This is a genomic window from Actinoplanes sp. ATCC 53533 (assembly GCF_003947245.1).
The window spans coordinates 17,560-28,180 of the sequence record NZ_QHHV01000196.1 but is presented as its reverse complement, the minus strand read 5'-3'; the positions used below and the strand labels follow the sequence as shown (position 1 = coordinate 28,180).

Below are 10,621 nucleotides of genomic sequence, written 5' to 3'. Positions count from 1 at the left end.
AGGTCGAGGCCGTCCGTGGCTATCTCGGCCGGCCCGAGACGCTGCCGGCCGCCCTGACGGGCATCGACCGGATGTACCTCGCGCCGTTGGTGGAGACCAACGCGCAGGTGTGCCGGCTGGCCGCGGCCGCGGGGGTACGGCGGATCGTCGACATGGCGGGCGCCAAGGGTGACCACTGGCAGGTGATCGAGGACGGCGTCGAGGAGTGCGGGGTGCCGTTCGTGCACCTGGAGCCCGGTGAGTTCATGACGAACTCCGGCCTCTGGTCGGCGCAGATCGCCGCCGGTGACGTGGTGCGCGACGGCTACGGCGACGCCGCCAACGCTCCCATCGCGCTGGAGGACATCGCGGCCGTCGCGGCCCGGTGCCTGCTGGAGGACGGCCACGAGGGTCGCTCGTACGAGCTGACCGGCCCGGAGTCGCTGACCCGGCGCGAGCGGGTGCTGGCGATCGGTGCGGCGCTGGGCCGCGAGCTCACCTACGTCGACCTGCCGCACGACGAACTGGTCGAGCAGCTCACCATCGCGATGGGTGAGTACGGTGCCTGGTACGCCGACGGGCTGCGCCAGCTGGCCGTCCATCCGCAGGCGGCGGTGCGGACTGTGGCGGAACTGACCGGCCGGCCCGGCACCACCTTCGCCGCGTGGGCGCGGGACAACGCAGACATGTTCCGGTAGTCACGGGGTCACGGAAACGCTGGTTGGTAACCCGATTTGGTTGCCACCATGGGCTCGGGTAGAGTTTCCAATCGGTACGGGACGCCGTACCAATGGGGTATGGGGTAATTGGCAGCCCGACTGGTTCTGGTCCAGTTAGTCTAGGTTCGAGTCCTGGTACCCCAGCGCTACCGACTCCCGCGAGGGTGGTGGTGCTGGAAATCTGGTAGGGTTCCGCACCGTTGCTCAAGCGAGAAGCGGAAGCAGCAAGGCAGTTCGGAAAGTTCTTGGCCCCGTCGTCTAGCGGCCTAGGACGCCGCCCTCTCAAGGCGGTAGCGAGGGTTCGAATCCCTTCGGGGCTACAAGCAGCAAGCGGCTCGTGTCGATGACACGGGCCGCTTTTGTCTGCTCTGGGCGTAGTCGCCGGGCCGCTGCGGGAGGGCGCGGGACGGCAGACTGGGCCGGGTGACGGACATCAACGTGCGACGCGTCGACTTCGGCTACTTCATCCGCCCGGCGTCGGAGACCGGCACCGGATCGCCCCGGGTCGAGCCTTGCCTCGGCTACCTCGTCGAGCATCCGGAGGGCCTGCTGCTGGTCGACACGGGCATGGGCGGAGACCCGGATGTGGACGCGCACTACCGTCCGCGCCGGGTGCCCCTGCCGGAGGCGCTGAAGGCCGCCGGCGCCCGGCCGGAGGACATTCGCCACGTGGTCAACTGCCACCTGCACTTCGACCACAGCGGCGGCAACCCGGCGCTGCCCGGCCGGCCGATCTACACCCAGCGGATCGAGCTCGACATCGCCCGTACCGTCGAGGACCACACGCTGCCGTGGCTGATCGACAGCCCGGGCGCGGTCTACGTCGAGCTGGACGGGGAGGCCGAGATCCTGCCCGGCGTGGTGATCGTGCCCACTCCCGGGCACACTCCCGGCCATCAGTCCCTGGTGGTCCGCCGCGGCGACGGCACGGTGATCGTCGCGGGGCAGAGCCACGACCACGCGGTCGGCTTCACCGCGGACGTGCTCGCCCGGCGGGCCGCCGCGGACGGCGCCGAGGCGCCGCTGCCGATCACGCCGGCCTGGATCGAGCGCCTGCTGGGCTTCGACCCGGCCCGCGTCGTCTTCGCCCACGACAACGCGGTCTGGACCCCGTAGGCCAGCCGCTGATCCCCTAAAGGCCGCTGATCCCCTAAAGGCCGCTGATCCTCTAAAGCCCGCTGAGTCGCTGGCCCGCGCGGACCACCGCCATCGCGTGCCGTTCGCCCGGGCGGCGGCCGAGTCGTTCGATCGGACCGCTTATTGAGATCGACGCGATGACCCGGCCCGTCCGGTCCCGGATCGGCGCTGAGACGCTGGCCACACCGGGCTCGCGTTCCGCGACGCTCTGCGCCCAGCCGCGCCGGCGCACCTCGGCCAGCGTGCGGCCGGTGAACTTGCATCGTGGCAGCAGCGGCATCACCGCCTCGGGTGGCTCCCAGGCGAGCAGGATCTGGGCCGCGGAGCCGGCCACCATCGGCAGCACCGAGCCGACCGGCACGGTGTCGCGCAGACCGCTCGCGCGCTCGGCGGCGGCGACGCAGATCCGCTCGTCCGCCCGGCGCAGGTAGAGCTGGGCGCTCTCGCCGGTGGCATCCCGCAGCGCCGACAGCAGCGGCTCGGCCGCCGTCAGCAGCACGTCCGGCGCCGCGTTCGCGAGCTCGCCCAGCCGTGGCCCGGGCCGCCAGCGGCCCTGGGTGTCGCGGACCAGCATCCGGTGGATCTCCAGGGCCTGGGCCAGCCGGTGCGCGGTCGCCCGCGGCAGCTTGGTCCGGTCGACTAATTCGGCAAGGCTGGCGCCGTCGACACAGGCCGCGAGGATGACCACCGCCTTGTCGAGAACGCCGACACCGCTCATACTGTGTCCCACAAGCCGAAACATACCTCCCAGAATTTAGGATGTCCAGATGGTGGGAGTCACTCCCGATCAGGGGAAACCCAGGACCCTGGCCGAAAAGGTCTGGGACGACCATGTGGTGCGGTCCGCCGACGGCGAGCCTGATCTGCTCTACATCGACCTGCACCTGCTGCACGAGGTGACCAGTCCGCAGGCCTTCGACGGGTTGCGACTGGCCGGTCGTAAGGTCCGCCGCACCGACCTCACGCTGGCGACCGAGGACCACAACACTCCTACGGGTTACGCGGATCCGGCGTTCAACACCCGCCGCGGCGACCTGATGACGATCCTCGACACCGTCTCGCGGACCCAGATCGAGACGCTGCGCAAGAACTGCGCCGAGTTCGGCGTGCAGATCCGCTCGCTCGGCAACGAGGACCAGGGCATCGTGCACGTGATCGGCCCGCAGCTCGGCCTCACCCAGCCCGGCACCACGATCGTCTGCGGCGACTCGCACACCGCGACCCACGGCGCGTTCGGCGCGCTGGCCTTCGGCATCGGCACCAGCGAGGTCGAGCACGTGCTGGCCACCCAGACGCTGCCGCAGGCCAAGCCGAAGACGATGGCGGTCGTGGTCAGCGGCGAGCTGCGTCCCGGTGTCTCGGCCAAGGATCTGATCCTGGCGCTGATCACCCAGACCGGCACCGGCGGCGGCAACGGCCACATCGTGGAATACCGCGGCGAGGCCATCCGCGGGCTCTCCATGGAGGGCCGGATGACCATCTGCAACATGTCCATCGAGTGGGGCGCCAAGGCCGGCATGATCGCGCCGGACGAGACCACTTTCGCGTACCTGAAGGGCCGCGACCACGCGCCCAAGGGTGCCGAGTGGGACGCCGCGGTCGAGTACTGGAAGACCCTGCCCACCGACGAGGGCGCCGAGTACGACACCGAGATCCACATCGACGCCGCCACGATCAGTCCCTTCGTCACCTGGGGCACCAACCCGGGTCAGGGTGCCGCGCTCGACGGTGTGGTGCCGGATCCCGAGGAGTTCGTCGAGGAATCGGACCGCAACGCCGCCCGCCGCGCGCTGGAATACATGGACCTCGCGGCCGGCACCCGGCTCAAGGACGTCGCGGTGGACGTGGTCTTCGTGGGCTCCTGCACCAACGGGCGCCTGGAGGACCTGCGGGCCGCGGCCGACGTGCTGCGCGGGCACCAGGTGCACGAGGGCGTCCGGATGATGATCGTCCCCGGCTCGTTCCAGGTGCGCGCGGCCGCCGAGGCCGAGGGGCTGGACAAGGTCTTCACCGACGCGGGCGCCGAGTGGCGCTTCGCCGGGTGCTCGATGTGCCTGGGCATGAACCCGGACACGCTCAGCCCCGGTGAGCGCGCCGCCTCCACGTCCAACCGCAACTTCGAGGGCCGGCAGGGCCGCGGTGGGCGTACCCATCTGGTCTCGCCGCAGGTCGCCGCCGCCACCGCCGTGGTCGGCAAGCTGGCCGCCCCGGCAGACCTCTGAGGGGGAGCAGCACCCATGGACAAGTTCACCACCCACGCCGGCACGGTCATGCCGCTGCGCCGCTCCGATGTAGACACCGACCAGATCATCCCGGCCGTCTACCTCAAGCGGGTCACCCGGACCGGCTTCGAGGACGGGCTGTTCAGCGCCTGGCGCGACGATCCGGCCTTCGTGCTCAACAACCCCGCGCACGCGGGCGCGACGATCCTGGTGGCCGGGCCCAACTTCGGCACCGGCTCCTCGCGCCAGCACGCCGTCTGGGCGCTGCGGGACTGGGGCTTCAAGGTCGTCATCGCGGCCCGCTTCGGCGACATCTTCCGCGGCAATGCCCTCAAGGAGGGTCTGCTGCCCGTCCAGCTCGACCAGAAGGCCGTCGAAGCTCTCTGGGATCTCGCGGAGAGCGAGCCGGACAAGCAGATCACCGTCGATCTGGAACAGCGCCAGGTGCGCGTGGATGACGCCGTCTGGACCTTCCCGATCGACGATTTCAGTCGCTGGCGGCTGTTGGAGGGTCTCGACGACATCGGACTGACCCTGCGCCACGAGGAGACGATCACCACGTACGAGAAGTCTCGCCCAACCTTCAAACCAGTGGTCGTCTGAGCCTGTTTCCCTTGCTGTCGCACGCTTTTCTGCCCCCATCGGGTTCCCGATGGGGGCAGAATCGTTACGACACAAGGGTTTTTTTTCGCTTAGATGTTTGTGTCTGCTGGTCAGAGGGCATACGGTGCGCGCAGAATGGCTCGCATTGGGCCAGTTCTCACGTTCGGGAGGAAACCAGTGAACAAGGCAGAGCTCGTCGAGGCGCTCGCCGCCCGACTGGGGGACCGGAAGACGGCGACGGCAGCGCTGGATGCGGTGATCAGCGAGGTACAGAACGCCGTCACCAAGGGCGATCGCGTTGCCATTACCGGTTTCGGAGTCTTCGAGAAGCGGGCGCGCAATGCCCGTACCGCGCGCAATCCGCGCACCGGCGAACCGGTCAAGGTGAAGAAGACGTCCGTCCCCGCTTTCAAGCCCGGAACCGGATTCCGGGAGATGGTCGCAAGCGGCAAGGTGGCCAAGGCCACCGCGGCGAAGAAGACCACGGCGGCAGTGAAGTCCGCGGCGACCAAGGCCGCTCCGGCCAAGGCGACCGCTACCAAGACGGCGGCGGCTAAGTCCACCGCCACCAAGGCCGCTCCGGCAAAGTCGACCGCCACCAAGACGGCGGCGGCGAAGACGCTGGCGACCAAGACAGCGCCGGCCAAGGCAGCCACCAAGACGGCGGCGGCCAAGACCCTGGCCAGCAAGACGACCACGGCCACGCCGGCGAAGAAGACGGCGACCAAGGCCACGGCGACCAAGGCCGCTCCGGCCAAGGCGACCGCTACCAAGACGGCGGCGGCGAAGACGCTGGCGACCAAGACAGCGCCGGCCAAGGCAGCCACCAAGACGGCGGCGGCCAAGACCCTGGCCAGCGACACGACCACGGCCACGCCGGCGAAGAAGACGGCGACCAAGGCCACGGCGACCAAGGCCGCTCCGGCCAAGGCGACCGCTACCAAGACGGCGGCGGCTAAGTCCACCGCCACCAAGGCCACGGCGACCAAGGCCACGGCCACCAAGGCCGCGGGCACGGCGACCAAGGCCACGGCCACCAAGGCCGCGGCGACCAAGGCCGCTCCGGCCAAGAAGGCGACCGCCCGCAAGACCACGGCGGCCACCAAGGCCACCCCGGCCAGCAAGGCCACCACCGCGCGCACCACCAGCACGGCACGCAAGACCCGCTGATTCCAGGGCCGTTTACGGCCGCTCAGCGGCACGCTGAGAGACGAAGGGCGTCCACCCGTACGGTGGACGCCCTTCGCGTGTCCCGGCGCCACAGCGGCCATCCGGCCTACGGTCCGCAGCATGGAGCGCAGAACCGCCGGCCCGCGTGGCCTCGTCAGCAGGGCGCTGATCGCCGCGGCCGTCTTCGCCGGCGCCGTGGTGCCCGGTTGGACCCTCGGCGACCTGGCCGAGCACTGGACCGGCTGGGGGCTGCTGGACTGGCTGATCACCTGTGGCTGGAGCGGCCTGGCGGTGTTCGCGCTGGGCCCGTACGGCTCCTACCGGCGCCGCGACGTGCTGCTCGGCATCCTGCCGCTCTACGGCTGGTACGTCGCCAGCCTGCTGTCCTGGCGGGTCGCGTTGCTGCCGCTGCGGGACTGGGAGCCCCGGGCCGACGAGCTGTGGCGGGCCCGCTGGCTCACCGGCGGGCTGGTCGGCTACTGGCGCGCGGACTCGCAGACGCCGCCCGCCGGGTCAGGGCCGGGCGCCGCCGCGCGGCCTAGATCCGGCTCAGCGCCAGGAGCCGGTCGCCGGACCACGTGAGGATCCAACCGGTGCCCTTGGGCGTCCGGTAGGGCTCCCCGTCCTCGGCGCCCGCCAGCATCGCCAGCATCGACGGAATCACCTTGCCCTGGCTGCACACCGCGGCCCGGGGGCCGGCGCGCAGCTCGGTCAGCCGGGCCGCGGCCGCCTTCGCCCGGGCCGGCACGTCGTCCAGGTCGGCGGGCTCCGCGAACACCGAGTCCGCCACGATCGGCAGGCTCAACCTCGCGGCCAGCGGTTCGAAGGTCTGCTTGCACCGCAGCGGGGTGGCCGCGAAGAGCCGCCGCGGCGCCAGCAGCGACACCACCAGTCCCATCGTCTCCGCCTCGGCGCGGCCGTCGGCGTCGATCGGCCGCAGCGCGTCGTTGCCGTCGAACTCGCTGCGCTTGCCCGCGTGGGCATGCCGGATCAGGGCCGTGACGGCGGTGACCGGGGGCAGGGCCGCCACGTGCTCGACCAGCCGCCGGTCGTCCGGATAGGTCAGCCGCTCGACCGCGTCGGCCGGCGCGAGCCAGCGCACGGCGTCCACCTCGGTCGGGTCCATCGGGTCCGCCGCCGGGCCGGCCGCGGCCCGCATCAACCAGAACTCGACCGTCTTCGGTACGCCGTCCGGCAGCGTGTAGGCCACCTCGGGCAGCCGGAGTTGCGGCTCCCCGCGCACGCCCGTCTCCTCCAGCACCTCGCGGACCGCCGCCGCGAGCGGGTGCTCGGCCGCGTCGAGTTTGCCCTTGGGCAGGCTCCAGTCGGCGCGGTACGGCCGGTGCACCACACAGATCTCGATGCCGGTCGCGCCGTTCGCCGCCGGGCGCCAGAGGACAGCGCCGGCGGCGCGGACCTGGTCCGTGGCCAATTCAGCCCGCCTTGCCGATGACCCGGCGCAGCAGTGCCTCCTGCAGGTGGATGTGCGGCTCCGACGGCGCGAACCTGCGCCGGTGCCAGGTGCCGTCGCCGGCCAGATCCCAGCCCTCGCTCTCGTCACTCATCGACCGCTCGAGGACGTTGCGCATGTCGGCCTGCGCGGACGGCAGGGTCACCCGGACCAGCGCCTCCACCCTGCGGTCCAGGTTGCGGTGCATGAGGTCGGCCGAGCCGATCCAGTATTCCCCGTCGTCGCCGGCGCCGAACCGGAACACCCGCGAGTGCTCCAGGAACCGGCCGACGATCGAGCGGACCCGGATGTTGTCCGACAGCCCCGGCACCCCCGGGCGCAGCGCGCACATGCCCCGGATGACCAGGTCGATCCGGACGCCGGCCTGCGAGGCCCGGTAGAGCGCGTCGCAGGTCTCCTCGTCGACCAGCGAGTTCACCTTGAACTGGACCAGGCCCTGGCCGCCCGCGCGGGCGATGTCGGCCTGCTCCTCGATCCGCTCGATCAGCCCGGCCCGGACGCCGTGCGGAGCCACCAGCAGCCGCCGGAAGGCCGTCTGCCGGCTGTAACCGGTGAGCACGTTGAACAGATCGGTGACGTCCGCGCCGACCTCGGGATCGGCGGTGAGCATGCCGAAGTCCTCGTAGAGCCGGGCCGTCTTCGGGTGGTAGTTGCCCGTGCCGATGTGGCAGTAGCGGCGGATCTGGTTGCCCTCCTGGCGCACCACCAGGGAGGTCTTGCAGTGTGTCTTGAGACCGACCAGGCCGTAGACCACGTGGCAGCCGGCCCGCTCCAGGGTGCGGGCCCAGGCGATGTTCGCCACCTCGTCGAAGCGGGCCTTCACCTCGACCAGCACGACCACCTGCTTGCCGGCGGCGGCGGCGTCGACCAGGGCGTCCACTATCGGCGAGTCGCCGCTGGTGCGGTAGAGGGTCTGCTTGATGGCCAGCACGTTGGGGTCGGCGGCGGCCTGCTCGATGAAGCGCTGCACGCTGGTGGAGAACGAGTGGTACGGGTGGTGCACGAGGATGTCGCACTCGCGCAGCCGGTTGAAGACGCTGCGCGGCACCTCGCCGTCGGCCAGCTGCGGGTGGGTCGACGGCACGAACGGCCGGTCCTTGAGGTCGTCGCGGTCGCACTCGCCGAAGACCTGCCACAGGCCCGACAGGTCGAGCAGGCCGGGCACCCGCAGGACGTCCTGACTGTCCATCTCCAGCTCGCGGCTGAGCAGGTCGAGGACGTGGTCGCTGATCGAGGCGGCCACCTCCAGCCGCACCGGTGGGCCGAAGCGGCGCTGGGCCAGCTCGCGTTCGAGGGCCTGCAGCAGGTCCTCGTCGCGGTCCTCGTCGACCTCCAACTCGGCGTTGCGGGTGACCCGGAACAGGTGCCATTCCAGGATCCGCATGCCGGAGAAGAGCTGGTCCAGGTGGGCGGCGATGAGCTCCTCGACGGGCAGGAAGCGCGCGCCGCGGCCGTCGTTCTGGACGGTGACGAAGCGCGGCACGTTGTTCGGCACCTTGATCCGGGCGAACAGCTCGGCGCCGTTGCCGGCCGGGTCGCGCAGGGCGACGGCCAGATTCAGCGAACGGCTGGAGATGTAGGGAAACGGGTGCGCGGGGTCGACCGCGAGCGGGGTCAGCACCGGGAAGACCTGCTCGCGGAAGTACGTGCGCAGCCGCTCGCGCTCCGGCGCGTCCAGCTCGGCCCAGCTGACCAGCTCGATGCCCTCGGCCGACAGCTTCGGGCGGACCTCCTCGCCGAAGCAGGCGGCGTGCCGGGTGACCAGGTCGGCGGCGCGCTCGGTGATCATTTCCAGCTGGTGGCGCAGCGACGAACGGTCGCCGCCGCGCATCGGCAGGCCGGCCTTGAGCCGGCGCTTGAGGCCGGCGACCCGGACCATGTAGAACTCGTCCAGGTTGCCGGCGAAGATGGCCAGGAACTTGGCCCGCTCCAGCAGCGGGGTGCCGGGGTCCTCGGCCAGCGCCAGCACCCGGGCGTTGAAGTCGAGCCAGGACAGCTCGCGGTTGAGGAACCTGTCCTCCGGCAGCTCGGGCAGCTCGGGCAGCTCGGGGTCGGTCGCGGTGGTGTCGTCGTCCACGGTGGCGGCGGTTGTCACGGCGGGCTCCGTCGGCTCGATGGCGGTCGCGTCGGCGATCTTCGTGCTGCTCGGGTCGGTGCTGCTCGGGTCGGTGCTGGCGGTCTCTTCCGTGCTCGGCACGAACCGCCCGTTGGGGCCGCGGCGGCGAGCCGCAGCGGGCACGGTCGTGTCGGGTGTCCGGGGCGGCGTGGTCATCGGTCCATCATCGCCCGTTCAGGGTGAACGGGAAATGAACGAAGCTCACCTGATTCCAGGAAGTTCGACCTTGCTCACCGCGCCGTCCGGGCCGGCGGAGATCGTCACACGCTGCCCCAGGCGGAGCAGGCGCAGACCGGAGGCGTCGAACGCCGCGGCCGGGAAAGCCAGCTCGCTGCCGTCGTCCAGGAGCAGCGTGCCGGTGTGGGTGTCTGCGTCGAACGTCGCCACGGTGCCCTGCATGCCCCGAACGCTACCGGGGCGGGCCGCCGGGCACACCGGTGAAGCCGCATTCCGCGATGAGTCCGAGATCACGCAGCAGCTCGCAGGTGTGCTCGCCGGCGCCCAGGGCGAGCACCCCGCGCAGATCGTCGGCGGTGTCGACGTCCTGCCGCAGCCCCGGCCACGCCCCGGCGAGCGGCCGGGCGCGCGAGGCGGCGTGCGCCCCGGCCGAGCCGACCCCGAAGCGCGGATCCAGGGCGGTGCCCACGCCCGCGGCCAGCAGCACCGTGCCGGTGCCGGCCGCGTCGGCGACGAAGCTGCGGCCCGGCCCGGCGGCCGCCAGGGCCTCGCCGAGCTCGGCGGGGCGCAGCGCGGGCAGGTCGCCGGTGAGCACGGCCCGGCGCCGGGTGAGGCCGGCGACCAGGTCGGCACCGAAGCGCATGGCCGCGTTCAGGCCGGCGCCGGGCCGGTCCGGCACCGACCGGGCGCCCAGGGCCGTCACCGCGGCCACGGCGGCCGGGTCGTCCGTGACGACCAGCACATCGCCCACCGCCGCGCAGGCCCGGACCGCGGCTACCGTGTCCCGGACCATCGCCAGGGCGAGCTCCTCGTGCCGGGCGTCGGCGACTGCGCCCCGCAGCCGGCTCTTGGCCGCGCTGAGGCGCTTGACGGGAATGACCGCCGTCCAGTCCGCTCCTGACACGCCGACAATCCTGCCACCGCTCGCCGGGCGGGCCCCGCCCTGGCTAGGACGACCCCGAGCAGGCATGATTTCGTGCGAGGCCTGGGGGACGGCGGCGCGGGGCCCGCCGCGGGGAGCAGGGAG

The 10,621-nt window shown here is 71.6% G+C and carries 11 protein-coding genes and 2 tRNA genes; 8 read left to right on the top strand and 5 right to left on the bottom strand.

Features of this window, described 5'->3' with window-relative positions:
• The 4 genes from DMB66_RS46135 to DMB66_RS46120 all read left to right on the top strand — a co-directional run.
• A partial coding sequence (locus tag DMB66_RS46135) for a hydroxylase (RefSeq protein WP_125810454.1) occupies window positions 1–677 on the top strand: 677 nt, incomplete at its 5' end.
• A 93-nt stretch (window positions 678–770) separates the two neighbouring features.
• Window positions 771–842: transfer RNA gene (locus tag DMB66_RS46130), tRNA-Gln, on the top strand.
• A gap of 103 nt (window positions 843–945) precedes the next feature.
• Window positions 946–1,018 (top strand) — tRNA-Glu (locus DMB66_RS46125).
• A gap of 103 nt (window positions 1,019–1,121) precedes the next feature.
• Window positions 1,122–1,814: an N-acyl homoserine lactonase family protein gene (locus DMB66_RS46120; protein WP_125810453.1), complete on the top strand. Its 693-nt coding sequence runs from the start codon at window positions 1,122–1,124 to the stop codon at window positions 1,812–1,814.
• 52 nt (window positions 1,815–1,866) lie between these two features.
• On the opposite strand, the gene DMB66_RS46115 is transcribed toward DMB66_RS46120, so the two are convergent.
• Window positions 1,867–2,553 carry an IclR family transcriptional regulator gene (locus DMB66_RS46115; protein ID WP_023561932.1) on the bottom strand — a complete coding sequence of 229 codons (687 nt, stop codon included), beginning with the start codon at window positions 2,551–2,553 and terminating at the stop codon, window positions 1,867–1,869.
• A gap of 49 nt (window positions 2,554–2,602) precedes the next feature.
• On the opposite strand from DMB66_RS46115, the gene leuC reads away from it, so the two are divergent.
• The 4 genes from leuC (at window position 2,603) to DMB66_RS46095 (ending at window position 6,412) form a co-directional block, all read left to right on the top strand.
• Complete coding sequence (gene leuC, locus DMB66_RS46110; protein ID WP_125810452.1) at window positions 2,603–4,057, top strand: 3-isopropylmalate dehydratase large subunit; 1,455 nt, start codon at window positions 2,603–2,605, stop codon at window positions 4,055–4,057.
• Window positions 4,058–4,072: 15 nt separating this feature from the next.
• Complete coding sequence (gene leuD / locus DMB66_RS46105; RefSeq protein WP_125810451.1) at window positions 4,073–4,660, top strand: 3-isopropylmalate dehydratase small subunit; 588 nt, start codon at window positions 4,073–4,075, stop codon at window positions 4,658–4,660.
• A gap of 177 nt (window positions 4,661–4,837) precedes the next feature.
• Entirely contained in the window at window positions 4,838–5,830 is a 993-nt protein-coding gene (locus DMB66_RS46100) for an HU family DNA-binding protein (RefSeq protein ID WP_125810450.1), read from the top strand.
• A gap of 120 nt (window positions 5,831–5,950) precedes the next feature.
• A complete protein-coding gene (locus tag DMB66_RS46095) occupies window positions 5,951–6,412 on the top strand; it encodes a hypothetical protein (protein WP_125810449.1) in 462 nt (153 codons plus the stop codon).
• On the opposite strand, the gene DMB66_RS46090 is transcribed toward DMB66_RS46095, so the two are convergent.
• From DMB66_RS46090 to cofC, 4 genes are read right to left on the bottom strand one after another with little or no spacing between them, the layout of a single operon-like run.
• Window positions 6,369–7,262 (bottom strand): NUDIX domain-containing protein, encoded by an 894-nt coding sequence (locus DMB66_RS46090; RefSeq protein ID WP_125810448.1) that lies wholly within the window; start codon window positions 7,260–7,262, stop codon window positions 6,369–6,371. The two genes, DMB66_RS46095 and DMB66_RS46090, sit on opposite strands and share 44 nt — an antisense overlap.
• A 1-nt stretch (window position 7,263) precedes the next feature.
• Entirely contained in the window at window positions 7,264–9,573 is a 2,310-nt protein-coding gene (locus DMB66_RS46085) for an RNA degradosome polyphosphate kinase (protein ID WP_125810447.1), read from the bottom strand.
• Between the two features lie 45 nt (window positions 9,574–9,618).
• Entirely contained in the window at window positions 9,619–9,816 is a 198-nt protein-coding gene (locus tag DMB66_RS64630; RefSeq protein ID WP_233625324.1) for a cold-shock protein, read from the bottom strand.
• Between the two features lie 10 nt (window positions 9,817–9,826).
• Complete coding sequence (gene cofC / locus DMB66_RS46080) at window positions 9,827–10,498, bottom strand: 2-phospho-L-lactate guanylyltransferase (protein WP_233625323.1); 672 nt, start codon at window positions 10,496–10,498, stop codon at window positions 9,827–9,829.
• Window positions 10,499–10,621: the final 123 nt, after the last annotated feature.

Coding starts and splice junctions, on each gene's coding strand:
- DMB66_RS46085 (WP_125810447.1), bottom strand. CDS start 9,573: ATGACCACGCCGCCCCGGACACCCGACACGACCGTGCCCGCTGCGGCT.
- DMB66_RS64630 (WP_233625324.1), bottom strand. CDS start 9,816: ATGCAGGGCACCGTGGCGACGTTCGACGCAGACACCCACACCGGCACG.
- leuD (WP_125810451.1), top strand. CDS start 4,073: ATGGACAAGTTCACCACCCACGCCGGCACGGTCATGCCGCTGCGCCGC.
- DMB66_RS46095 (WP_125810449.1), top strand. CDS start 5,951: ATGGAGCGCAGAACCGCCGGCCCGCGTGGCCTCGTCAGCAGGGCGCTG.
- DMB66_RS46115 (WP_023561932.1), bottom strand. CDS start 2,553: ATGAGCGGTGTCGGCGTTCTCGACAAGGCGGTGGTCATCCTCGCGGCC.
- leuC (WP_125810452.1), top strand. CDS start 2,603: ATGGTGGGAGTCACTCCCGATCAGGGGAAACCCAGGACCCTGGCCGAA.